General features: G+C 71.6%; 23 protein-coding genes and 1 tRNA gene. 11 read left to right on the plus strand and 13 right to left on the minus strand.

What is annotated here, in order from left to right:
• Positions 1-9: 9 nt before the first annotated feature.
• From iolB to ACFYNL_RS22065, 4 genes are read left to right on the plus strand one after another with little or no spacing between them, the layout of a single operon-like run.
• On the plus strand, positions 10-897 hold the full coding sequence (gene iolB, locus ACFYNL_RS22050; RefSeq protein WP_388806103.1) for a 5-deoxy-glucuronate isomerase: 888 nt from the start codon (positions 10-12) through the stop codon (positions 895-897).
• 8 nt (positions 898-905) lie between these two features.
• Positions 906-2,783, plus strand: a complete 1,878-nt coding sequence (gene iolD / locus ACFYNL_RS22055) for a 3D-(3,5/4)-trihydroxycyclohexane-1,2-dione acylhydrolase (decyclizing) (RefSeq protein WP_388806105.1) — start codon at positions 906-908, stop codon at positions 2,781-2,783.
• Between the two features lie 32 nt (positions 2,784-2,815).
• On the plus strand, positions 2,816-4,309 hold the full coding sequence (locus ACFYNL_RS22060) for a CoA-acylating methylmalonate-semialdehyde dehydrogenase (RefSeq protein ID WP_388806107.1): 1,494 nt from the start codon (positions 2,816-2,818) through the stop codon (positions 4,307-4,309).
• 34 nt (positions 4,310-4,343) lie between these two features.
• Complete coding sequence (locus ACFYNL_RS22065) at positions 4,344-5,129, plus strand: GntR family transcriptional regulator (RefSeq protein WP_388806109.1); 786 nt, start codon at positions 4,344-4,346, stop codon at positions 5,127-5,129.
• Here ACFYNL_RS22065 and ACFYNL_RS22070 read toward each other — a convergent pair.
• The 5 genes from ACFYNL_RS22070 to ACFYNL_RS22090 all read right to left on the minus strand — a co-directional run bounded on the left by ACFYNL_RS22070 (position 5,119) and on the right by ACFYNL_RS22090 (position 8,662).
• The gene (locus ACFYNL_RS22070) at positions 5,119-5,922 is read right to left on the minus strand and encodes a DUF427 domain-containing protein (RefSeq protein WP_388806111.1); all 804 of its coding nucleotides are present in this window, start codon (positions 5,920-5,922) and stop codon (positions 5,119-5,121) included. The genes ACFYNL_RS22065 and ACFYNL_RS22070 overlap by 11 nt on opposite strands.
• 46 nt (positions 5,923-5,968) lie before the next feature.
• The gene (locus ACFYNL_RS22075; protein WP_388806113.1) at positions 5,969-6,952 is read right to left on the minus strand and encodes an aldo/keto reductase; all 984 of its coding nucleotides are present in this window, start codon (positions 6,950-6,952) and stop codon (positions 5,969-5,971) included.
• Between the two features lie 97 nt (positions 6,953-7,049).
• Complete coding sequence (locus tag ACFYNL_RS22080; protein ID WP_388806115.1) at positions 7,050-7,718, minus strand: NUDIX domain-containing protein; 669 nt, start codon at positions 7,716-7,718, stop codon at positions 7,050-7,052.
• A 234-nt stretch (positions 7,719-7,952) separates the two neighbouring features.
• Positions 7,953-8,252 carry a hypothetical protein gene (locus ACFYNL_RS22085; RefSeq protein ID WP_388806117.1) on the minus strand — a complete coding sequence of 100 codons (300 nt, stop codon included), beginning with the start codon at positions 8,250-8,252 and terminating at the stop codon, positions 7,953-7,955.
• Between the two features lie 336 nt (positions 8,253-8,588).
• A tRNA-Pro gene (locus ACFYNL_RS22090) sits at positions 8,589-8,662 on the minus strand.
• A 128-nt stretch (positions 8,663-8,790) separates the two neighbouring features.
• On the opposite strand from ACFYNL_RS22090, the gene ACFYNL_RS22095 reads away from it, so the two are divergent.
• Positions 8,791-9,315, plus strand: coding sequence for a DUF309 domain-containing protein (locus ACFYNL_RS22095; RefSeq protein ID WP_388806119.1), 525 nt, complete (start codon positions 8,791-8,793; stop codon positions 9,313-9,315).
• Between the two features lie 37 nt (positions 9,316-9,352).
• Positions 9,353-10,126 carry a precorrin-6A synthase (deacetylating) gene (gene cobF / locus ACFYNL_RS22100; protein ID WP_388806121.1) on the plus strand — a complete coding sequence of 258 codons (774 nt, stop codon included), beginning with the start codon at positions 9,353-9,355 and terminating at the stop codon, positions 10,124-10,126.
• A 45-nt stretch (positions 10,127-10,171) separates the two neighbouring features.
• Here the strand turns inward: cobF and ACFYNL_RS22105 are convergent, their stop codons facing one another.
• Both ACFYNL_RS22105 and ACFYNL_RS22110 read right to left on the minus strand, forming a co-directional pair.
• Positions 10,172-10,942: a sulfite exporter TauE/SafE family protein gene (locus tag ACFYNL_RS22105; RefSeq protein ID WP_388806122.1), complete on the minus strand. Its 771-nt coding sequence runs from the start codon at positions 10,940-10,942 to the stop codon at positions 10,172-10,174.
• 76 nt (positions 10,943-11,018) lie between these two features.
• Positions 11,019-12,206: a thiolase family protein gene (locus ACFYNL_RS22110; RefSeq protein ID WP_388806124.1), complete on the minus strand. Its 1,188-nt coding sequence runs from the start codon at positions 12,204-12,206 to the stop codon at positions 11,019-11,021.
• 140 nt (positions 12,207-12,346) lie between these two features.
• Between ACFYNL_RS22110 and ACFYNL_RS22115 the strand changes: the two genes are divergently transcribed.
• From ACFYNL_RS22115 to ACFYNL_RS22135, 5 genes are all read left to right on the plus strand, one after another.
• Positions 12,347-13,165, plus strand: coding sequence for an alpha/beta hydrolase (locus tag ACFYNL_RS22115; RefSeq protein ID WP_388806126.1), 819 nt, complete (start codon positions 12,347-12,349; stop codon positions 13,163-13,165).
• A gap of 65 nt (positions 13,166-13,230) precedes the next feature.
• The gene (locus tag ACFYNL_RS22120; protein ID WP_388806128.1) at positions 13,231-13,713 is read left to right on the plus strand and encodes a Dps family protein; all 483 of its coding nucleotides are present in this window, start codon (positions 13,231-13,233) and stop codon (positions 13,711-13,713) included.
• 67 nt (positions 13,714-13,780) lie between these two features.
• Positions 13,781-14,113 carry a DUF3140 domain-containing protein gene (locus tag ACFYNL_RS22125; protein WP_388806130.1) on the plus strand — a complete coding sequence of 111 codons (333 nt, stop codon included), beginning with the start codon at positions 13,781-13,783 and terminating at the stop codon, positions 14,111-14,113.
• Positions 14,110-14,757 (plus strand): endonuclease, encoded by a 648-nt coding sequence (locus ACFYNL_RS22130; RefSeq protein ID WP_388806132.1) that lies wholly within the window; start codon positions 14,110-14,112, stop codon positions 14,755-14,757. The genes ACFYNL_RS22125 and ACFYNL_RS22130 overlap by 4 nt, the downstream gene beginning before the upstream one ends.
• 49 nt (positions 14,758-14,806) lie before the next feature.
• Positions 14,807-15,628 carry an SAM-dependent methyltransferase gene (locus ACFYNL_RS22135; protein WP_388806134.1) on the plus strand — a complete coding sequence of 274 codons (822 nt, stop codon included), beginning with the start codon at positions 14,807-14,809 and terminating at the stop codon, positions 15,626-15,628.
• Positions 15,629-15,647: 19 nt separating this feature from the next.
• Here the strand turns inward: ACFYNL_RS22135 and ACFYNL_RS22140 are convergent, their stop codons facing one another.
• Genes ACFYNL_RS22140 through ACFYNL_RS22165 form a run of 6 tightly spaced genes read right to left on the minus strand, consistent with a single transcriptional unit; the run spans position 15,648 to position 21,866 of the window.
• A complete protein-coding gene (locus ACFYNL_RS22140; protein ID WP_388806136.1) occupies positions 15,648-16,340 on the minus strand; it encodes an SDR family oxidoreductase in 693 nt (230 codons plus the stop codon).
• Positions 16,337-17,212 (minus strand): cupin domain-containing protein, encoded by an 876-nt coding sequence (locus tag ACFYNL_RS22145; RefSeq protein WP_388806138.1) that lies wholly within the window; start codon positions 17,210-17,212, stop codon positions 16,337-16,339. Before ACFYNL_RS22145 ends, ACFYNL_RS22140 begins: the two co-directional genes overlap by 4 nt.
• A complete protein-coding gene (locus ACFYNL_RS22150; RefSeq protein ID WP_388806140.1) occupies positions 17,209-18,561 on the minus strand; it encodes an amidohydrolase family protein in 1,353 nt (450 codons plus the stop codon). The genes ACFYNL_RS22145 and ACFYNL_RS22150 overlap by 4 nt, the downstream gene beginning before the upstream one ends.
• A gap of 22 nt (positions 18,562-18,583) precedes the next feature.
• A complete protein-coding gene (locus ACFYNL_RS22155) occupies positions 18,584-19,564 on the minus strand; it encodes an alpha-ketoacid dehydrogenase subunit beta (protein ID WP_388806142.1) in 981 nt (326 codons plus the stop codon).
• Positions 19,552-20,529, minus strand: coding sequence for a thiamine pyrophosphate-dependent dehydrogenase E1 component subunit alpha (locus tag ACFYNL_RS22160; RefSeq protein WP_388806144.1), 978 nt, complete (start codon positions 20,527-20,529; stop codon positions 19,552-19,554). Before ACFYNL_RS22160 ends, ACFYNL_RS22155 begins: the two co-directional genes overlap by 13 nt.
• Entirely contained in the window at positions 20,529-21,866 is a 1,338-nt protein-coding gene (locus tag ACFYNL_RS22165; RefSeq protein ID WP_388806146.1) for a M24 family metallopeptidase, read from the minus strand. The genes ACFYNL_RS22160 and ACFYNL_RS22165 overlap by 1 nt, the downstream gene beginning before the upstream one ends.
• Between the last annotated feature and the right edge of the window lie 36 nt (positions 21,867-21,902).

Consider the following 21,902-nt stretch of genomic DNA (forward strand, 5'->3'; position numbering starts at 1 on the left):
AGGAACACGATGACGTATCACCTTCCCGCGGGAAAGGCGCTCGGCGGCCCGTACGTCGTGGACGTCACGCCCGAGAAGGCAGGCTGGGGCCACTCCAGCCTGAGGGTCCTGGAGCTGCCGCCCGGCGGCTCGCACACCTTCGACACCGGTGACAGCGAGTGGATCGTCCTGCCGCTGACCGGCGGCTGCACGGTCGAGGCCACCGACGATCTCAGCCACGACACCTTTCGGCTCACCGGGCGTGCCGGCGTGTTCAGCGCCGTCAGCGACTTCGCGTACGTGCCACGGGACGCCCGTACGACCGTCTCGTCCACCGACGGCGGACGGTTCGCGCTGACCGGCGCGCGCTGCACCCGGCGGCTGCCCGCCCGCTACGGTCCGGCGTCGTCGGTCCCGGTGGAGCTGCGCGGCACCGGCAGCAGCAGCCGTCAGGTGAACAACTTCGGCGCGGCCGGCGTCTTCGAGTGCGACAAGCTCATCGCGGTCGAGGTCATCACGCCGGGCGGCAACTGGTCGTCGTTCCCGCCGCACAAGCACGACGAGCACCGCCCCGGCGAGGAGTCGGTGCTGGAGGAGATCTACTACTTCGAGTTCGCCGACCACGACGGCACCCCCGGCCTCGGCTACCAGCGCGTCTCCCCGTCCGGCCACGGGCGCAACACGGACGTCCTGGCCGAGGTGCGCGGCGGCGACGTCGTGCTGATCCCCGACGGCTGGCACGGGCCCTCCATGGCGGTGCCCGGTCACCACATGTACTACCTCAACGTCATGGCGGGCCCCGAGGCCGAGCGCGCCTGGCTGATCTGTGACCACCCCGATCACGCCTGGGTCCGCGACACCTGGCCCGACCAGCCGGTCGATCCCCGTCTGCCCCTCTACACCGCTGAGTCCCAGTGAGGTCCCCGATGAGCCAGTCCACCGTCCGCCTGACCGTCGCCCAGGCGCTGGTGCGGTTCCTGTCCGCCCAGTACACCGAGCGCGACGGCGTACGGCACCGGCTGGTCGCCGGTACCTGGGGCATCTTCGGCCACGGCAACGTGGCGGGTATCGGCCAGGCCCTGCTCCAGGCGGGCGAGGACGTGATGCCGTACCACCAGGGCCGCAACGAGCAGTCCATGGTGCACGCGGCCGTCGGCTACGCCCGCCAGCTGGGCCGGCTCTCCGCGCAGGCCGTGACCACGTCGATCGGTCCGGGCGCGACAAACCTCGTCACCGGTGCCGCCCTGGCCACCATCAACCGCCTGCCGGTCCTGCTGCTGCCCGGCGACTACTTCGCCTCGCACGCCCCCGACCCGCTGCTCCAGCAGCTGGAGCACCCGACCGAGGCGGACGTGTCGGTCAACGACACCCTGCGCCCGGTGTCGAGGTACTTCGACCGGATCACCCGCCCCGAGGCCCTCGTCCCGTCCGCGCTGAACGCCATGCGTGTGCTCGCCGACCCGGCCGAGACCGGCGCGGTGACCCTCGCCCTCCCGCAGGACGTCCAGGCGGAGGCGTACGACTGGCCCGAGGAGTTCTTCGCCGAGCGCGTCTGGTACGTACGACGCCCCGCGCCCGACCCGGTCGAGCTGGCGGCGGCCGTCGAGGCGATCCGGGCCGCCGAGCGACCCCTGATCGTCGCGGGCGGCGGCGTCCACCACAGCGAGGCCGAGGCGGCGCTGAAGGCGTTCGTCGAGGCGACCGGCATCCCGGTCTCCTCCACCCAGGCGGGCAAGGGCTCGCTCCGGTACGACCACCCCGCCGACCTCGGCGGCATCGGCCACACCGGTACCTCGGTCAGCGACGACCTCGCCCGCGCCGCGGACCTGGTGATCGGCGTCGGCACCAGGTACACCGATTTCACCACCGCCTCCGGCACCCTCTTCCAGAACCCCGACGTGCGCTTCCTGAACCTCAACATCACCGGGTTCGACGCGCACAAGCTGGCGGCACGGACCCTGGTCTGCGACGCCAGGACCGGTCTGGAGATGCTGCTGGACGCCCTGGCCGGGCACCGGGTGAGCGAGGCGTACGAGGCCGAGTACCGCACCGGCAAGGAGCGTTGGGACGCGGTCGTCGAGGCCGCCCACCGCGCCGACGACGAGACGGCCGTACCCACGCAGACCCAGGTCCTGGGCGCGCTGGACGCGGTCGTCGGCGACGACGACGTGGTGATCAACGCCGCCGGTTCGCTCCCGGGCGACCTGCACAAGCTGTGGCGGTCCCGCTCGCCGCGCCAGTACCACCTGGAGTACGGCTACTCCTGCATGGGCTACGAGATCCCGGCCGGGATCGGCGTCCAGCAAGCCGCTCCGGACACGGTCGTGTGGTCGCTGGTCGGCGACGGCACCTACCTGATGATGCCGACGGAGATCGTGACCGCGGTCCAGGAGGGCCTGCCGGTCAACATCGTCCTGATCCAGAACCACGGCTACGCCTCCATCGGAGGGCTGTCCGCCGAGACCGGCGGCGAGCGGTTCGGCACCGACTACCGCTACCGCGCCGCCGACGGCACCTTCACCGGCGCTCCGCTCCCCGTCGACCTCGCGGCCAACGCGGCCAGCCTCGGCATGGACGTCCTGCGCGCCAAGACGGTCGGCGAGCTGCGCGCGGCGCTCGCGGCGGCCCGCGCCTCCGACCGGCCGACCTGCGTGTACGTCGAGACGGACGCCGTGAACCCCGCCTCGCCCGGCGCCGAGGCCTGGTGGGACGTGCCCGTCGCCGAGGTCGCCTCCCGCGAGGCCGCCGTCGAGGCCCGTGAGCGCTATGAGCGCAACGTCGCCGGACGCCGCCACCACCTGTGAACTCCCCGCACCCGAAAGGCCCTTCGCACACCATGAAGACCATCACCCACTGGATCGACGGCAAGCCCGTCGAGGGCACCTCCGGCCGCTTCGGCCCCGTCTACGACCCGGCGACCGGCACCCAGGAGAAGCAGGTCGCCCTGGCGACCGTCGACGAGGTGGACGCCGCCGTCGCCTCCGCCAAGGCCGCGTTCGTCAGCTGGGGCGAGTCCTCCCTGGCCAAGCGCACCGCGATCCTCTTCAAGTACCGCGAGCTGCTGGACGCGCACCGCGACGAGATCGCCGAGTTGATCACCTCCGAGCACGGCAAGGTGCACTCCGACGCGCTCGGCGAGGTGGCGCGCGGCATGGAGATCGTGGAGCTGGCCTGCGGGATCAGCGTGCAGCTCAAGGGCGAGCTGTCGACGCAGGTGTCGACCCGGGTGGACGTGGCCTCGATCCGGCAGCCGCTGGGCGTGGTCGCCGGCATCACACCGTTCAACTTCCCGGCCATGGTGCCGATGTGGATGTTCCCGCTGGCCATCGCGTGCGGCAACACCTTCGTGCTCAAGCCGAGCGAGAAGGACCCGTCGGCGTCTTTCCGGCTGGCCGAGCTGGCCTCCGAGGCGGGGCTGCCGGAGGGTGTGCTGAACATCGTGCAGGGCGACAAGGTGGCCGTGGACCGGCTCCTGGAGCACCCGGACATCGAGGCGGTCTCCTTCGTCGGCTCCACCCCGATCGCCAAGTACATCCAGCTCAAGGCCGTCGAGCACGGCAAGCGCGTGCAGGCCCTGGGCGGCGCCAAGAACCACATGCTGGTCCTGCCCGACGCCGACCTGGACTTCGCCGCCGACCAGGCGATCAACGCCGCCTACGGCTCGGCGGGCGAACGCTGCATGGCCGTGTCGGTCGTGGTCGCGGTCGGCGACACCGGTGACGAGCTGGTGGCCAAGATCGCCGAGCGCGCGAAGAACCTGAGGATCGGTCCCGGCGACGACCCGGCCTCCGAGATGGGCCCGCTGATCACCCGTGAGCACCGCGACAAGGTGGCGTCCTACGTGTCGTCGGCCGCCGAGCAGGGCGCCGAGGTCGTCGTCGACGGCACCGGCTACTCGGTCGAGGGCCACGAGGAGGGCTTCTTCCTCGGTGTCTCGCTGCTGGACCGGGTGCCGCTGACGGCGGACGCGTACCGGGACGAGATCTTCGGCCCGGTGCTGGCGGTGGTGCGTGCGGAGACGTACGAAGAGGCCATCAAGCTGATCAACGACTCCCGCTGGGGCAACGGCACCGCGATCTTCACCCGGGACGGCGGTGCCGCCCGCCGCTTCCAGCTGGAGGTCAAGGCCGGCATGGTCGGCGTGAACGTGCCGATCCCGGTCCCCGTCGGCTACCACTCCTTCGGCGGCTGGAAGGACTCGCTCTTCGGCGATCTGCACATCTACGGCAACGACGGCATCGCCTTCTACACCCAGGGCAAGGTGATCACCACGCGGTGGCCGGACCCGGCCGACGCCGGTATCAACCTCGGTTTCCCCAGCAACACCTGACATCCGCTCACAGGACCGATCGCAGGGAGGGCCCATGGCGAAGACCCGCGGCTCCGCACGTGCCGTGTCCGCCTCCGCGCTGGACTCGCTGACCTTCGCCCTGGACCGGGGCAGTCCCGTGCCGCTCTACTACCAGCTCGCCCAGCAGCTGGAGGAGGCGATCGAGCACGGGATCCTGGCCCCGGGCAACCTCCTGGGCAACGAGGTGGACCTGTCGGTGCGGCTGGGCCTGTCGCGGCCCACCGTCCGGCAGGCCATCCAGTCGCTCGTCGACAAGGGGCTGCTGGTCCGGCGGCGCGGGGTGGGCACCCAGGTGGTGCACAGCCAGGTGAAGCGCCCACTGGAGCTCAGCAGCCTCTACGACGACCTGGAGGCGGCCGGGCAGGGCCCGACCACGGAGGTCGTCCGCAACGAGCAGGTCCCGGCGACCGCCGAGGTCGCCGCCGCACTCGGCATCGCGGAGGGCGCGGAGGTCACGGTCCTGGAGCGGCTGCGCTGCACCCACGGCCAGCCCGTGGCCGTCCTGTGCAACTACCTGCCGGCGAGCCTGCTCGACCTCGGCACCGCACGGCTGGAGTCGACGGGCCTGTACCGGATGATGCGCGCCGCCGGCATCACCCTGCACAGCGCCCGCCAGACCGTCGGCGCCCGCTGCGCCACCGCTGAGGAGGCCACGCGCCTGGACGAGAAGGAGGGTGCCGCGCTGCTGACCATGCAGCGCACGGCGTACGACGACACGGGGCGGCCGGTGGAGTACGGGACGCACATCTACCGCGCGTCCCGGTACGCCTTCGACTTCCAGCTGCTGGTCAGGGCTTGAGGGCCGAGGTGAAGGGGGTGACGGGCCGCTCAAGGCGTTCGCCGTCCACGGTGATGTCGACCGCCTCGTTGTAGAAGGCCACCAGCCCCTTGACGGGGGCCACGGCCGGCAGGGGCTCGGCATAGCTCCACGCGATGTTCCGGGGAACCTCACCCGCGCCGCGCCAGGTCCAGTACCGCGCCCTGCCCTTGTAGGGGCAGCCGGTGCGGTGGTCGGTGGGCTCGAACAGGTCGAGGCGGACGTCCTCGGGCGGCAGGTAGTACCGCGTCGGCAGCCCCGTCTCGAACAGCAGCACCGGCCGGTGGGAGTCCCCGACGACCGTGCCGCCGATCTCGACCCGGACATGGCGGCTGCTGGGCATGGCGTCCACCCGTTTGTGCGGGTCGCGCGGGTGGACGAAGATCTCTTCCTCCTCCTCGTACCAGTGGTCGAGGCCGCTGCCCCAGCGGCGGAACCACTCGAAGGCGATGTGGTCGGCCAGGTCGGCGGCCGGGAACGTCCACGCCGCGTTCTCCACCTGCTGCCCGTCGGTCCGCAGGTCGTAGAAGATCTGCGATCCGGTGTGCGAGCCCGGCTCGGGGTGGGCTGCCGGGCGCAGGAGGTCGGTGCGGACCTCCGCCCGCGGGAAGGCGTAGCACGGCACCGGCAGACCGGGCTCCCAGACCAGGACGGGGTGCCGGCTGTCGACGACGGTCACATCGCCCTTGACTCCCCGCACCCAGCGCTCGCTGGGCTCCCACAGGAGGCCTTCAGGGGTCGTACGGACGGACCGCTCGGTGGGGAACACAGGCATGGCCCACTCTCCTTCGGCTCCTTCTCGGAGCGTACTCCGGGAGGGGTCAGTGGGCCGCGTCGAGCCGGGCCCGCTGCTCCGCCGACAGCTCCAGGTCCACAGCGGCCAGGCTCTCCTCCAGCTGCGCGACGGACGACGCTCCGACCAGCGGGATGATCGGCAGCTCGGCACCGATCTGCCAGGCCAGCACCACCTGGTTGACCGTGGCCCCGGTCTCCCGCGCGACCTCGCGCAGCGCCTTCAGGCGGGCCGGGGTGCCCGGGTGGTCGTAGTCGGCGGGCAGCCGGTCGGGATGGGTGTAGGCACCCTTGAGCAGCGGTGAGTAGGCGACGAGGGTGAGGGCGGGTTCCTCCCGCAGGTAGCTCAGCAGGTCGGGGCCGGCCTGGCCGAGGTTGCCGTCGGGGAAGAGGCCGTCGGGTACGTCGAAGCGGGGCCGCAGGTGGCTGTGGGCGTACTGGAGCACCTCGTAGCCGGGCAGTCCGGCCGCGGCGGCGAGGGCGCGGGCCCGTTCCACCCGCCAGGTGGCGTGGTTGCTGACGCCGAGGAGGCCCACGGTGCCCTCGGCCACCAGCTCGGCGAAGCCCTCGACGGTCTCCCGCAGCGGGACCGTGCGGTCCTCGATGTGGGCGTACAGCAGGTCGAGCTTCGCCACGCCGAGCCGGTCGCGGCTGCGCTCGGCCGACTCGCGGATCACCTTCTTGGAGAGCCCCTCGGCGTTGTCGACGTAGCCGGTGCCGGGGGCCAGCGGTCGCGCCCCGAGCTTGGTGGCGATGAGGATCTCGTCGCCGATACCACGGCTGCGGCGCCAGCGGCCGAGCAGTTCCTCGCTCTGGCCGCCCTGGCCGCCGTCGATCCAGAAGGCGTAGTTGTCCGAGGTGTCGATGAAGGTGCCGCCGGCCTCGACGTAGCGGTCCAGTACGGCGAAGGAGGTCTCCTCGTCGGTGCGGGAGCCGAACAGCATCGCGCCGAGGGCGAGGACGCTGACCTCGCGGCGGGTGGCCGGGTCGGTGCCGATCGTGCGGTACTTCATGGATGGGTCTCCTCCCGTTCGCGCGCCCGTGGTTCGGGGCACGAACGGGAGTCTTCATCTTGAAGCGCGCTTCAAGTCAAGGCCGTCGGCGCCGGGTTCACCCGCGAGGGGCGAACGGCCCGTCCAGTGCGGCCCATTGCAGCAGCATGATGGTCTTGGCGTCGGCGATCTCCCCCGTGCGGATCATCTCCAGGGCTCTGCGGAAGGGGAGTTCGAGGATCTCGATGTCCTCGCCCTCCTCGTCGAGGCCGCCGCCCTCGTGGGTGCGGGTCGCGGGGCCGTAGGCGGCGGCGTAGAAGCTGACACGTTCGGTGACGGAGCCCGGACTCATGTAGACGTCGAAGACGTGCTGGACCTCGCCGATGGTGTGCCCCGTCTCCTCCACGACCTCCCGGCGTACGGCGATCTCCGGGTGCTCGTCCTCGTCGTCGAGGAGCCCGCCCGGTGTCTCGACGAGCATCCCGTCAGGGTGGCCGTTGACGTACACCGGGAAGCGGAACTGCCTGGTCAGCAGGACGGTTTCCCGTTCGGTGTCGTAGAGCAGCATGGTGGCCCCGTTGCCCCGGTCGTGCGTCTCGCGCTGCTGGGTGCTCCAGGTGCCGTCGGCGTGCTGGAAGTCGAAGGTGGTGGTCCGCTCCACGTACCAGTGGCTGGACAGGAGCCGCACGTCCCGCACCTTGACCCGGGGGTTGCCCGTCAGGTCCCGGCCGGCCCGGTCGAGTCCGGTGCGGCCGCGGCGGTCGGGGGTGTCGATACCGGCGGTCATCGGGAACCGGCCGGGAGGATGAGCGAGTTGGTCATGGCCCGCTTCTACCATCCCGGCACGTCGGCGTCCTCGGCGGCGCCCCTCGCCGGGGCCCGCCGGTCACCGTACGCACCGTCGGGAGGCCGTGTGGTCTTCGCCGCGCACGGTTCCTTCCGGTCGCGCACATGCGGGTCGGCCGCCCGTGAGTGTCACGAACGGCCGACCCGGAGCAGCTGTCACCTGTCAGCTCACACTTCAGAACGCCTTGTTGCTGCAGCCCATCGTCGAGCCCAGGTGCTTGTCCTGCCCACCGGCGTTGCCCTCGCCGTTGAGCGCGTTGCCCAGCAGGCCGTTGAGGACGCCGACCTGGCCGAGGACGTCGAGGTTCAGGTCGTGCGACTTGCAGCTGGAGCTCTGCAGGACGCTGACCTTGCCGCCGTCCTTGCCCTTGTCACCGTGGCCGTCGTTGCCGTGGGCGGCGGCGGTGCCGGCTCCCATGAGTCCGACGCTGCCGAGGGCGACCATCACGACGGCGGCCTTGCGAAGCTTGTACATGCTTATCTCCGATGGAGTGAGGGGTTACGATCCGTGAGAGATCGACTCCGTTCAGTGATCGGAGGCTAATATGACCAGGCCTGACAAGTCCGAGCGACGCGCCGAGACGATCGCGCGCCACTCGCCCTGATGGAGCCCGTGCTGTCGGCCGCCCCCTGAGCGACCCGCGGAGCTGAAGGCCGACTCCGCGAGGCCCGGCGAGCCGCTCGGTCAGGGGAGATCATCGCGCTGAGAGGAGAAAGCGCTGCACTCCTCCGGCCCCGGGAACAATCGAGGGCCTCGGCTCACTTCATGTGATCCAAGGCCCTCACCTGCGATGACAGTCGCATCGAACTGTCGGGACGACAGGATTTGAACCTGCGACCCCTTGACCCCCAGTCAAGTGCGCTACCAAGCTGCGCCACGTCCCGGTGCGCGTCGTGCGGTGAACCGCGTGATCGCGCGAACAGCACTTTACCCCACGTCGACGCTCACGCCGAAGACGGCATCCGGCAGGGCGCGATGCGGGGGCCCCGAGCGGGCGATGGACAATCGGGGCATGGGCAGCACATCGACGGGACAACAGGACGGCGGACGGGACCGGGACACTGAGGGCCGGGCACGCAGCGCCCGGCCCCGGGACGGTCTGGGGCGGCCGCTCCCCTATGGCGCGGACGGCGTCGACCGCCAGCCCGAGGGTGTCGTACGCACCCCGGAGCAGACCGTCGCCGAGGCACAGCAGTTGCTGGACGCGGGCAAGCCGTTCCACGCGCACGAGGTGTTCGAGGACGCGTGGAAGACGGGTCCGCAGGACGAGCGCGCCCTGTGGCGCGGGCTGGCCCAGCTCGCCGTGGGGCTCACCCACGCGGCCCGGGGCAATGTGACGGGCGGGGCGCGGCTGCTGCGCCGGGGTGCCGGGGCGGTGGATGAATGGGCGGCCTCGGACGCCGGGGAGGCGCGGCCGTACGGGATCGACCTCGCGGGGGTCGCCGCCTGGGGGCGGGAGCTGGCCGTCGAGGTGGAGAAGGGCGGCGGGGCGGTGGAGGCGCGGGGGCGCGCGCCGAGGCTGCGTGGAGGGACGTGAGGGCCGCGCCGTCGGGGGCGTACGGCAGACTCGGGGCGTGCGAAGGATTCATGTCATCGGGATCGGGGCGGGCGACCCCGAGCAGCTGACGCTGCAGGCGGTGAGGGCGTTGCGGGGCACGGACGTGTTCTTCGTCCTCGACAAGGGCGAGGTGAAGTCCGACCTCACGCAGTTGCGTCATGACCTGCTGGAGGCGCACCTACCGGAGGGGACCTACCGGATCGTGACGGCGCTCGACCCGGAGCGGGACCGGTCCGCCGAGGGGGCCGCCTACCCCGGCGCCGTCGAGGACTGGCGCAGCGCCCGCGCCGGGATCTTCGAACGACTGATCGCCGATGAGCTGGGCGAGGACGATGTCGGCGCCTTCCTGGTGTGGGGTGACCCCGCGTGGTACGACAGCACGCTCGGGATCCTCCAGGAGGTACTGGACCGGGGCGCGGTGGAGTTCGCGTACGACGTCGTGCCGGGCATCAGCAGCGTGTCCGCGCTCGCCGCCCGGCATCGCACGGGCCTCAACCGGGTCGGGCGCCCCGTACAGATCACCACCGGGCGGCGGCTGGCCGAGGGCTTCCCGGAGGAGGTGGACGACGTGGTCGTGATGCTCGACGCCCAGTTGGCCTTCCGGCGGTACGCCGACCAGGACATCGACATCTACTGGGGCGCGTACCTGGGCACCCCGGACGAGATCCTCGTCTCGGGGCCGATCGCCGAGGCCGCCCCGCGGATCGAGCGGCTGCGCGCGAAGGCACGGGAGCGCAAGGGCTGGATCATGGACACGTATCTGCTGCGCCGCGGGCCGAACGACCGGTAGGGGCACCGGAGGTGCGGCAGGAACGGCCCGGGGCGGCTGCGAGGGTCAGAGCAGGAGCTGGACGCCGCCCACGACCGTCGCCGCGATCACGAGTTGCTCGAACAGCCGCTGGTTGATCCGGTTCACCGCCCACTTGCCGAGCAGCGCGCCGGGGACGACGAAGAGTACGAGCGCCGCGTCGAGCAGCAGGGAAGGGCCGTCGATGAGACCGAGGCCGACGCTGAAGGGCACCTTGGAGACATTGACGATCAGGAAGAAGAAGGCCGAGGTCCCGAGGAAGCCGAGCTTGCGGAAGCCGGCCGAGAGCAGGTACAGCGACATCACCGGGCCCCCCGCGTTGGCGACCATGGTGGTGAAGCCGCCCAGGATGCCGTAGGAGCGGGCCTTGATCCGGCCGGCCCGGGTGGTGACGGCGTCCGGCTCCTGCTCCTTGTCCGCAGTGCGTCGACGCCACACGGTCACCGCCGCCATCATCAGCAGGATCGCGCCGATCGACGTACGGACGACCTCGTCGTCCGCCCACACCAGGAACAGCGTGCCGAGGACGACGCCCGCGGCGACGGCCGGGAACAGCCGCCACAGGGTGGGCCAGTGGGCATGCCGACGGTAGGTGAGGACGGCCAGGACGTCCCCGGCGATCAGAATCGGCAGCAGGATGCCGGTGGAGGCGCGGGCGGGCAGTACGGCGGCGAAGATCGCGAGGCTGACCGTGTTGGCCCCGCTCACGGCTGTCTTGGAGAAGCCGACGAGAAGGGCCGCGAAGGCCAGCGCGGCGAACTGCCCGCCGGTGAGGTGCCACAGAGTCATCGTGTCCATGCGGAGACCGATGCTATGTGCAGACATCAGGTCCTGGTAAGGACCGTCTCGTCGGACGGGAGGCGTCGCGGGTTCCTCAGTGCCGCTCCACCAGGACCGCGCTGCCCTGCCCCACGCCCACGCACATGGTCGCCAGCCCTCGCTCCGCTCCGGTGCGGCGCATGCGGTGCAGGAGCGTGGTGAGGATGCGGGCTCCGGAGCAGCCGAGGGGGTGACCCAGGGCGATCGCGCCGCCGCTGGGGTTGACGAGGTCGTGGTCGATGCCGAGTTCGTCGACGCAGGCGAGTGCCTGCGCGGCGAACGCCTCGTTGAACTCGGCCTCCTGGATGTCGCCGATCGACCACTCGGCCCGGGCCAGTGCCTTGCGGGTGGCGGGGACCGGCCCGATGCCCATCACGTCGGGGTGGACCCCGGCCGAGGCGCCGGCGACATAGCGGCCCAGGGATTCCAGCCCCAGGTCGTTCAGGGCCTCCTCGCTGACCAGCAGCAGTCCCGCGGCGCCGTCGTTCATCGGTGAGGCATTGCCCGCCGTGACGGTGCCGCCCTCGCGGAAGACCGGCTTCAGCCGGGCCAGCTTCTCGTACGACGTGTCCTCGCGTACGCACTCGTCACTGTCGACCAGCACGCCGTCGGGGCGCTCGACCGGCAGGAGTTCGTCGTCGAAGTGGCCGTTCTTGCGGGCGTCGGTGGCCCGTTGGTGGCTGCGCAGCGCGAACTCGTCCTGCCGCTCGCGCGGGATGCCGTGGCGCCGGGCGACCTCCTCGGCGGTCTCTCCCATGGAGAGCAGGCCGTGCAGCTCCTTCATCGCCGGGTTGACCAGGCGCCAGCCGAGCCGGGTGTCGACGGTCTCGATGCGGTGGGGCAGCGCCTCGTCGGGGCGGGGCAGCACGAAGGGCGCGCGGCTCATGGACTCGGAGCCGCCGGCGAGCACGATGTCGGCCTCGCCCGCTGCGATGGTGCGGGCGGCGGTGGTGACGGCTTCGAGGCCGGAGGCGCACAGCCGGTTGACCGTGGCGCCGGGCACCGACTCGGGCAGGCCGGCGAGGAGGGCGGCCATGCGGGCGACGTTGCGGTTGTCCTCGCCGGCCTGGTTGGCGGCGCCCCAGTAGACGTCGTCGACGCGGGCCGGATCCAGTGCGGGCACGTCGGCGACGAGGCCCCGGATCACGGCCGCGGCGAGGTCGTCGGGCCGTACCGGCGAGAGCGCTCCGCGCAGCTTGCCGATGGGGGTGCGGCGGGCGGCCGCGAAGTGGACGGGACGCACGACGGATCTCCTGACCGGGCGGTATGGATCGGTATGGATCGGCACCCTCTTAATTAGCACCGCTAGTTTCGGACTATAGACCGCCTCGCCGGGCCCTGGGAAGATCCCGGGGACCTTTCACCGACCCAGCCGGAGGAGCCATGGCCGAACCCCGCGAGCACCTGCTCGACGGAAGCCGGGGAACCGTCGTCGTACGCGAGTGGCCGCACCACCGGCCCCGCTACGTGGCGCTCGTGATCCACGGCTACGCGGAGCACATCGGCCGGTATGCGGAGGTGGCGGAGGCCCTGGTCGCGCATGGCGCCGCCGTGTTCGGGCCCGATCACATGGGGCACGGCCGGTCGTCGGGCGAGCGGGTACTGATCGAGGACTTCGAGGAGGTCGTCGCCGACGCGAACGCGTGCCTGGAACTGGCCCGGACCGCACATCCGGGTCTGCCGGTCGTCGTGGTCGGGCACTCCATGGGCGGTCTGGTCGCGTCCCGCCTCGCACAGCTGCACGGCGACGGGCTCGGCGCCCTGGTGCTGTCCGGGCCGGTGATCGGCGACTGGGAGCTGCCCCGGCGACTGCTCGCCCTGGACGAGATCCCCGGCACCCCGATCAGCCCGGCCGCGCTCTCCCGGGACCTCGGGGTCGGTGCGGCCTACGCGGCGGATCCGCTGGTCTGGCACGGCCCGATGAAGCGGCCGACCGTGGAGGCGTTCACGCGGATGCTGGAGACGGTGTCCGAGGGCGGGGACATCGGGCCCGTGCCCCTGCTGTGGCTGCACGGGGACGACGACCGGCTGGTCCCGCTCGCCGGCAGTCGTGTCGGTGTCGAGCAGTTGCGCGGGCAGGAGCTGACCGAGCACGTCTACCCAGGGGCCCGGCACGAGGTGTTCCACGAGACGAACCGGGCGGAGGTACGAGCGGATCTGGTCCGCTTCCTGGACAGAGTGTTCGCACTCCGAGACGCGTGACGTTTGCACCCGTTTCCCGTGGGCACCCGCGCCGACACCGACCAAGCCACAAGGAGGAGCTCGCCATGACCGTGGTCAAGAGCACGCTCCCCGAACCGGCTCGCCGAGTCGCCGGGGACGCCTTGCAGGGCACTCTCGTCGATCTTCTCGGGCTCTCACTGATCGCGAAGCAGGCGCACTGGAACATCGTGGGCCCGCGGTTCCGCTCGATCCATCTGCAGCTCGACGAGGTCGTGTCGCTGGCCCGCACCCACGCCGACACCGTCGCGGAGCGCTCCTCGGCGCTCGGCCTGCCGCCGGACGGGCGCCCGGAGACCATCGCCGCGGCCTACACGCTGCCCGGGCCGAAGGACGGGTGGGTGCGCGACAACGAGGTCGTCCAGGTGATCGTGGACGCCTTGGCGGCGGCCGTCGAGCGGCTGCGCGAACGGATCGGGGCGACCGCCGAGGCGGACCCGGTGACGCAGGACCTGCTGATCACCATCACCGGCGACCTGGAGAAGCAGCGCTGGATGTTCGACGCCGAGAACTGGCCGCCCGGCGAGTGAGGCAGCCGCGAGCGCCGCAAGCACACGCCGTACACGCAGAGCAGTACCCGGAGAGAAAGGGCACACCATGGCCGACGCCCTCGAACTCGACGCGCTGTGGGAGGACTTTCACCGCGCGGTGAACATGACCTCGCAGGAGCTGGCGGCCTGGCTGCGGGTCAGTGACGCCGACGAGGCCACCGAGCCGCTGCCGGACCAGGCCGGTTCACCTGTCGGGCAGCACGTCCTCGCGATTCTCCAGAAGCGGCGGACGGACCTCACGGACGACGACATCCAGGTCATGTACGACGTCGTGGACACCGTCACCGCCGAGGCGGACGTGGAGAACGAGCCGGAGCCCGAACAGACCCGCCGTCGGCACCAGTTGATGACGATCGGCCACGACCCGCTGAAGCCGTGAGCGACGACAGGCGCCTGGTGCGGGAACTCGTGCGCGCGCACGGGAGGACGTTCGCCGAGGAGGCGGGCATCCCGTTGAAGGACACTCCGCAGCCGCTGTACCGGCTGCTGGTGCTGGCCCATCTGCTCAGCGCGCGGATCCGCGGCTCCATCGCCGTGGACAGCGCTCGCGCCCTGTACGAGGCGGGGTTGCGTGATCCGCGCCGGATGGCGGACGCCGACTGGCAGGACCGGGTGGACGCCCTGGTCCGGGGCGGATACCGGCGTTACGACGAGCGCACCGCGACCCAACTGGGCGACGCCGCGGAGCTGCTGATCGACCGGTGGGGCGGCGATCTGCGGCGGCTGCGCCGGGAGGCGGACGGTGACGTCCGTGAACTGCGGCGGCTGCTGCGGGAGTTCCCCGGCATGGGCCCGGCGGGCGCCGACATCTTCCTGCGCGAGGCCCAGTTGGTATGGCCGGAAGTGGCCCCCTACCTCGACGACAAGGCGCTCTCGGGTGCGCGGCGGCTCGGCCTGCCCGAGGACCCGGACCGGCTGACCGAGCTGGCCGGGAGCACCGAACCGGCCGTGCTGGCAGCCGGGTTGGTACGGGCCTCGCTCGACAAGGAGGTGGCCGAGGACAGCCTCCGCCGCGCCGCATGATCGTGACAGACTGCTCGCACAACCGCCCTTGCGAGCAGAGGAGACCTGTGTGACCGGGACCGAGCCGGCCGTACCGCGGATCGACACGAGCAGACCGCATCCTGCCCGGGTGTACGACTGGTTCCTCGGCGGCAAGGACAACTACCCCGTCGACGAGGAGCTCGGCCGGCAGATCGCCGCGATGCAGGGCGACGCCCCGCGGCACGCTCGGGCCAACCGCGGGTTCATGCGGCGGGCCACCAGGGCGGTCGTCGAGGAGACCGGCATCCGCCAGTTCCTCGACATCGGTTCCGGCATCCCGACCGAACCCAACCTGCACCAGGTCGCCCAGTCCGTCGTCCCGGACGCGCGCGTGGTGTACGTCGACAACGACCCGATCGTGCTCGCCCACGCGGCGGCCCTGCTGCGCGGCACCCCGGAGGGGATGACCGAGTACGTGCAGGCCGACGCCCGTGAGCCCGAGCGGATCCTGGAGCAGGCGGCCGCCGTCCTCGACCTCGACCGGCCGGTCGCCCTCTCGCTGATCGCACTCCTGCACTTCATCGCGGACGACGACGGCGCTCATGAGCTGGTGGACACGCTGGTCGGTGCGCTGGCGCCGGGCAGCTGCCTTCTGCTCTCGGCGTTGACGGCGGACTTCGACCCGGAGAACGTGAACCGGGGCATCGCGGCCTACACCGCGAGCGGGGTCACGCTCGTGGCCCGCTCGCACGCCGAGACGGGCCGGTTCTTCGAGGGACTTGAGCTGATGGAGCCGGGGATCGTGTCGCTGTCGCACTGGCGTCCCGCGAGGGACGACGAGGAGGACGCGGGCGACGGGAGCACGAAGGAGCCCGTCTCGTTGTACGGCGCGGTCGGCTTCAAGCGCTGACCCGCGGCTCGCGTCCCCGTCAGCCCAGCAGCCACCCTCCGTCCACGGCGAGTTCGACGGCGTCGACCGACCGGTTGCGCAGCAGGAAGTCCACCGCGTCCACCACGTCGGCCATAGTGGCGAGCCGCCCGGTGGGCGTTCTGGCGCGCAACCCGGCGAGCACCTGCTCGGGTTTGCCGCGCCAGTGCGGGCTGTCCCCCACGACCCCGGGGTGCACCGCGTTGACCCGGACGGGCGCCAGCTCGGTGGCGAGCGTGCGTACGAGGCCGCCCACTCCGGCGTTGACGGTCGCCACCGTCGTCGCCCCCGCGTACGGCCGCTCCTTGGCCTGGCCGCCGAACAGCACGATCGCGCTGTCGTCGTGCAGCCGGCGCCGCAGGGTGTGCACGACCTCGGTGTACCCGACGAGCTTGAGCGTGACCAGACGCACAGCGGCGTCGATGTCGTACGCGGTGATCCGGTTGTCGTCCCGGGAGATCCCGGCGATCACCAGGTGGTCGACGCGTCCGACACCGGCCAGGGCGGCGGCGATCTCGCGGGGCCGCGACAGGTCGAGGGCGATGCCTTCCGCGGCACCGACCTCCTCGGCCACCGTGCCGGCGCGATGCGCGTCCCGGCCGGTGAGGACCACGCGGTCGCCCCGCGCCGCACGGAATCGGGCGAACTCGCGGCCGATCCCGGACGTCCCGCCCACGACGAGCACACTGCTCATGACCCCAGGGCCTCCCTCAGGTACTCCCAGTCCCGGGTGAACCGGTAGGAGTGGCGCGCCGGCGGCTGCGGCGCCTGCGTCTCCAGCCAGCGCAAAGTCCCCTCCCCCGCGTTGGCGAACCCGTGCACGCACCCGACGCCGGCCCAGGCGACGTCGCCCGGTCCGAGCCGGTACCGCTCGCCGTCGAAGGTGGCGTCGGCCAGCCCTTCCAGGATCAGGTACGTCTCCTCGAAGGGGTGGTCGTGGGTGCCGGCGACGCCGTCGGGGGCGTACTGCACCATGAACATGGTGGAGGCGACCGCGCCGAGGTCGCCGTCGACCATCGGCTTCACGGTGATGCCGCTGTACACGAGCAGTGCGGTCCGCATGCTCGCCGACACCGCGAGCAGGTCCTGGGACTGCTTGGCGGGGTCCATCTGGGCGGGCTCGAAGTGGCCGAAGGACCGGGTGCGCGGGTCGCGGACGTCGATGCGGACGGGGTCGCGCTCGGGCAGGGCGGGCACCTGCTGGGTGTCGTGGCCGTAGCGGGCGCGGGGCACCGGGGCGAGCATGTCGGCCCAGCGGCCGCCGGTGTCCCCGGCGCCGCGCCAGGCGTGCGGGACACCGATCGGCAGGAGGCCGTAGTCGCCGGCGCGCAGGCGGTACGACCCCTCGGGCACATCCAGGATCACCGCCCCGCCGAGCACGTGGAAGCTCTCCTCGTACGAGTGGACATGAGCGGCGACCCGGCCGTCGGGCCGTATCTCGCAGACACCGAAGCCGGTGTGCGCGCTGCCGTCGCCCTCACCGACCGACTCCGTCCGCCGGTGGCCGAGTCGGTCGTACGGCGGCTCGGCGACGTCGGCGGCCCGCCGCACCACGTGTCGGGTCATGCCGCGCCCTTCGCCTCCCTCGCCGCGAGGAGCCGGTCGCGTGACTCCTCGACCAGTCGCCGGGCCCGGCCGAGGTCGGCCGTCAGCCTGCCGTCGCGCTTGCGGATCACGCCGTCGACGATGACCGTGTCGACGTTGGAGACGTCGGCGCACAGGGTGACGGCGGCGGCCGCGTCGTGCACCGGGGCGACGTTCAGGGCGGTGGCGTCGATCGCCACGACGTCGGCGCGCTTGCCGGGGGTGAGGGAGCCGGTGCGCTCTTCGAGGCCCGCGACATGGGCTCCGTTGAGGGTCGCGATCTCCAGCATCTGACGCGCCGTCAACATCGTGTCGGGCACGGGCAGGTTCGCCTTCCAGCAGTCGGCGTTGACCCGGGCGCGTTCGGCACCGAAGGCCGCGCGGATCTGGGTGAACATGTCGCCGGGCACGGTGGTGACGACGTCGATGCTGAGCGACGGGCGCAGTCCGTACTCCATCGCCTTCATGACGGGCGGCCAGCCGTGCCCCATCTGCACCTCGACCTGCGGCGCGATCGACACCGTGCCGCCGGTGTCGGCGACCATGTGCCACTCGTCCTCGTGGAGGTAGCAGCAGTGGACGTAGGTGGTGTCGGGTCCGAGCAGGTTCAGGTCGTTCAGCTGCTTGACCATGCCGAAGCGGCCCGCCAGCCGGCCCATGGCCACGTGCACGGTGATAGGGATGCCCAGCTCGCGGGCGAGGTGCCATTCGCGGGTGACGACCTCGTCGATGCAGAATCCGGGTCCGCGGGTGGCGAGGGCCATGGTCAGCAGGCCGGCGTCGGAGGAGAAGTAGGTGTCGCGGATCCGGCGTACGTCGTCGTCCGGGACCGGGATCCTGCTCTCGAACCAGTAGTCGGCCAGGGAGGTGTTGGCGCTCCCGTACGCGTACTGGGCGCGGATACCGCTCTCCGTGAGTGCCTGGATCGCCGCGTCCGGGTGGTCGGGCGTGTTGTTGATGTGCGACCAGTCCACGAGGGTCGTGATGCCGGCGTTCAGGCATTCCAGTGAGCCGGCGAGGTTGCCCGCGTACACGTCCTGCGGGGTGTAGAGCGGTGCGAAGGTGTCGAGGATGTCGACGAAGTAGTCGTCCAGGGTGGCGTCGGGGGCGACGTTGCGGATCGGCGCCTCCCAGGTGTGCCGGTGGGTGTCCACGAAGCCGGGGATCACGATGCGGCCGGTCATGTCGAGCACCTCGGCGTCGGCACCGATCTCCCGTTCCACCGCGGTGATCCTCCCGTCCTCGATGAGGACGTCCCCCGTGGGCAGGTCCCCGACGCTCGGGTCCATCGACAGCACGTGACCGCCGCGCAGGAGTATCCGATTGGTCATCGCCGTTCCTCCCTCGGGGTGTTCAGTAGGCGGCGAGGCCGCGTACGGCCGCCACGACCTTCTCGACGGTGGGGATCACCCGTTCCTCCAGCGCGTCGGCGAACGGCAGCGGGACGCACTCCCCCGCCACCCGTCTGACGGGCGCGTCCAGCAGGCCGAAGCCCTCGTCGGCGACGACCGAGACGAGCGTCGCGCCCCAGCCGCCCTGGTACGGGTTCTCCTCGACGGTGACGAGCCGCGAGGTCCGGCCGAGCGAGGCGAGCACGGTGCTCACGTCCAGCGGCACCAGGCAGCGCAGATCGACGATCTCGGCCTCGATGCCCTCCCCCGCGAGGATCTCGGCGGCCTTCCGTGCGAGCGGCACCATCGCGGCGAGGGCGACGAGGGTGACGTCGGAGCCCTCGCGGACGACGGCGGCACGGCCCAGTTCGACGACGTGGTCCGGCGGCGGGGGCGGGCCCTTGGCGGCGAGCAGCCCCTTGTGCTCGAAGAAGACCACCGGGTCGTCGCTGCGGATCGCCGCCGCCATCATGCCGATCACGTCGGCGGGTGTCGCCGGTGCGGCGATCTTCAGGCCGGGCACGGTGAACGCCCAGTTCTCGGTGGCCTGGGAGTGCTGCGCGCCGAAGCCGAGGCCGCCGCCGTTCGCGGTGCGCACGACGAGCGGGACGGTGACCTGGCCGCCGGTCATGTACCGCACCTTGGGGATCTCGTTGGCGAGGTAGTCCCAGCAGCAGGCCAGGAAGTCGGAGAACATGATCTCGGCGACCGGCCGCGTCCCGGTCATCGCGGCCCCCATCGCGGCGCCCACGATGGCCTGCTCGGAGATCGGCGTGTCCCACACCCGCCCGGGCCCGAACTCCTGGAGCAGCCCGGCGGTCGTCTTGAACACCCCGCCCGCCTCGCCGATGTCCTCGCCCAGGCACACCACGGACGGATCGCGTCGCATCTCCCGCGCGATGCCCTCGGCGACCGCCTCCCGGTAGGTGATCACGTCCGCCACGCCGCACCTCCGTCGGCCCATACGTCGGTCAGCGCCTGGTCCGGATCGGGTGGTGGGGCGGCCTTCGCGGCCTCCACCGCGCTCGCCACCAGGGCGCGGGCGCGTTCGTCGGCCTCGACGACCGCATCCGGTGCCACCCCTGACTCGACGAGCCGTCCGCGTGCCAGGTCCAAGGGGTCGTGCTTCAGCCACCGTTCGACCTCCTCGGCCGGGCGGTAGGCGGCCGGGTCGGAGCGGCTGTGCCCGAAGTGCCGGTAGGTCAGCGCCTCCAGCAGCGCCGGCCCTTCCCCTGCCCTGGCCCGCTCCGCCAGATGGGCCACCGCCTCCCGTACGGCGACGACGTCGTTGCCGTCCACCACTTCGCCCGGGATGCCGTACGCGGGCGCCCGGTCGGCCGCGGGACGGGCCACGGCCGTGACGTCGGCGATCGGCGTGTACTCCATGTAGAGGTTGTTCTCGCAGACGAACAGCACGGGCAGCTTCCACACGGCGGCCAGGTTGAGCGTCTCGTGGAAGGCACCGATGTTGGTGGCCCCGTCCCCGAAGAAGGCGACGGCGATCCGGTCGGTGCCCCGCAGCCGGGCCGACCAGGCGGCGCCGGCCGCCATCGGGAGGTGGGCTCCGACGATGGCGTAGGAGCCCAGCATGCCCGTGGAGGCCTTGGTCAGGTGCATGGATCCGCCTTTGGCCCGGCACAACCCGGTCGCGCGGCTCATGAGCTCGGCCAGGCACTCCTGCGGGGTGGCGCCCCTGGCCAACGCGTGGTGGTGGCCTCGGTAGGTGGCGAAGACGTAGTCGTCGGGGCGCAGGGCGGCGTCGGCGCCCACGGCGATGGCCTCGTGTCCGGCGGCGAGGTGGGTGGTGCCCTTGACGAGGCCCTGCAGGAACAGGTCGTGGGCGGCCTTCTCCGTACGGCGGATGACGGCCATCCGCTCGTACGCGATGAGGAGTTCGGCCGGTTCCATCAGCGTGCTCCGTCGCCGCGGGCGGTGTTGAGGTGGGACTGCGCCTCGCGGCGGGTGTCGAGCTCGCCGCCGACCGTCCAGTACTTGCGGCCGGCCACCAGTAGTTCCTCCGCGGGGAACTTCGTGATGACCTCGCAGCCGTCGGCGGTGACCACGAGCTCTTCCTCGATGCGGGCGGCGGACCAGCCGTCGGCGGCCGGCCAGTACGTCTCCAGCGCGAACACCATGCCCTCTTCGAGGACTTCGGGATGATCGAGGGAGACCAGCCGGCTGAAGATCGGCTTCTCCCAGATGGACAGGCCGACACCGTGGCCGTACTGCAGGGCGAAGGCGGCGGTCTCGTCGGCGAAGCCGAACTCCTCGGCGCGCGGCCAGACCTGGACGATGTCGGCCGTCGTGGCTCCGGGCCGGACGAGGGCGATCGCCTCGTCCATGTACTCCCGGCAGCGTACGTACGCGTCGCGCTGGGCGCGGGAGGCGCTGCCGACGGCGAAGGTGCGGTAGTAGCAGGTGCGGTAGCCGAGGTGGCTGTGCAGGATGTCGAAGAAGGCGGGGTCGCCGGGGCGGATCAGGCGGTCGCTGTAGACGTGCGGGTGGGGCGAACAGCGCTCGCCGGAGATCGCGTTGACGCCCTCGACGTACTCGCTGCCGAGGTCGTACAGGACCTTGCTGACCACGCCGACGCACTCGTTCTCGCGCACGCCGGGACGCAGATGGCCGTACAGCTCCTCGTACGCCGCGTCCACCATCGCGCAGGCCTGGGTGAGCAGGGAGATCTCGTCCGGCGTCTTGGTGCGGCGGGCCTCCAGGAAGACCTGCTGTCCGTCGACGACCTCGATGCCCTCGGCGCGCAGGGCGGTGAGGACCGGCATCTCGGCGACGTCGACGCCGAGCGGCTCGCCGGCCAGGCCGTGCTCGCGCAGTACGCCGGCGATCTTGGCGGCGACGTCCTGGGCGATGCCCGCCTCCGGGTGGAAGGCGCCGCGCAGGGTGGAGATGCCGGCGCGGGCCCCGGTGGGCGGGCCTTCCTTGCCGTCGCCGTAGTCGAGCCAGGGGTTGTAGAGCTGGTGGTGGCGGGCGGCGGAACCGAAGTCCCACACGATCGGCTCGCCGCCGCGCACCAGCAGGGCGAAGCGGATCAGCTTGTCCATCGCCCAGGTGCCGATGTGCGTGGCCGTCATGTAGCGGATGTTGGCGAAGTCGAAGCTGAGCACGGCGCCGAGCTCGGAGCGGTTCAGGGTCTCGTCGAGGCGGGCCAGCCGCTGTCTGCGCAGCCGGTCCAGGTCGACGCGCTCTTCCCAGTCGACTGCGTTGGGTCCGAACGTGCGGATCGCCATGGCGACCACCCCCGCTTCGGAGTCAACGACTGTGAA

Origin of the sequence: Streptomyces sp. NPDC007808 (assembly GCF_042868655.1) — a bacterium.
Taxonomy (GTDB): domain Bacteria; phylum Actinomycetota; class Actinomycetes; order Streptomycetales; family Streptomycetaceae; genus Streptomyces.

What these genes read in the sequence shown, in the direction of transcription:
- ACFYNL_RS22125 (WP_388806130.1), top strand. Translation starts at nt 13,781, where the DNA reads ATGGCCGACGCCCTCGAACTCGACGCGCTGTGGGAGGACTTTCACCGC.
- ACFYNL_RS22065 (WP_388806109.1), top strand. Translation starts at nt 4,344, where the DNA reads ATGGCGAAGACCCGCGGCTCCGCACGTGCCGTGTCCGCCTCCGCGCTG.
- ACFYNL_RS22145 (WP_388806138.1), bottom strand. Translation starts at nt 17,212, where the DNA reads ATGACCCGACACGTGGTGCGGCGGGCCGCCGACGTCGCCGAGCCGCCG.
- ACFYNL_RS22115 (WP_388806126.1), top strand. Translation starts at nt 12,347, where the DNA reads ATGGCCGAACCCCGCGAGCACCTGCTCGACGGAAGCCGGGGAACCGTC.
- ACFYNL_RS22075 (WP_388806113.1), bottom strand. Translation starts at nt 6,952, where the DNA reads ATGAAGTACCGCACGATCGGCACCGACCCGGCCACCCGCCGCGAGGTC.
- ACFYNL_RS22085 (WP_388806117.1), bottom strand. Translation starts at nt 8,252, where the DNA reads ATGTACAAGCTTCGCAAGGCCGCCGTCGTGATGGTCGCCCTCGGCAGC.
- ACFYNL_RS22160 (WP_388806144.1), bottom strand. Translation starts at nt 20,529, where the DNA reads ATGGAACCGGCCGAACTCCTCATCGCGTACGAGCGGATGGCCGTCATC.
- ACFYNL_RS22095 (WP_388806119.1), top strand. Translation starts at nt 8,791, where the DNA reads ATGGGCAGCACATCGACGGGACAACAGGACGGCGGACGGGACCGGGAC.
- ACFYNL_RS22105 (WP_388806122.1), bottom strand. Translation starts at nt 10,942, where the DNA reads ATGGACACGATGACTCTGTGGCACCTCACCGGCGGGCAGTTCGCCGCG.
- ACFYNL_RS22140 (WP_388806136.1), bottom strand. Translation starts at nt 16,340, where the DNA reads ATGAGCAGTGTGCTCGTCGTGGGCGGGACGTCCGGGATCGGCCGCGAG.
- ACFYNL_RS22165 (WP_388806146.1), bottom strand. Translation starts at nt 21,866, where the DNA reads ATGGCGATCCGCACGTTCGGACCCAACGCAGTCGACTGGGAAGAGCGC.
- ACFYNL_RS22150 (WP_388806140.1), bottom strand. Translation starts at nt 18,561, where the DNA reads ATGACCAATCGGATACTCCTGCGCGGCGGTCACGTGCTGTCGATGGAC.
- iolD (WP_388806105.1), top strand. Translation starts at nt 906, where the DNA reads ATGAGCCAGTCCACCGTCCGCCTGACCGTCGCCCAGGCGCTGGTGCGG.
- ACFYNL_RS22080 (WP_388806115.1), bottom strand. Translation starts at nt 7,718, where the DNA reads ATGACCGCCGGTATCGACACCCCCGACCGCCGCGGCCGCACCGGACTC.
- iolB (WP_388806103.1), top strand. Translation starts at nt 10, where the DNA reads ATGACGTATCACCTTCCCGCGGGAAAGGCGCTCGGCGGCCCGTACGTC.
- ACFYNL_RS22060 (WP_388806107.1), top strand. Translation starts at nt 2,816, where the DNA reads ATGAAGACCATCACCCACTGGATCGACGGCAAGCCCGTCGAGGGCACC.
- ACFYNL_RS22120 (WP_388806128.1), top strand. Translation starts at nt 13,231, where the DNA reads ATGACCGTGGTCAAGAGCACGCTCCCCGAACCGGCTCGCCGAGTCGCC.
- ACFYNL_RS22070 (WP_388806111.1), bottom strand. Translation starts at nt 5,922, where the DNA reads ATGCCTGTGTTCCCCACCGAGCGGTCCGTCCGTACGACCCCTGAAGGC.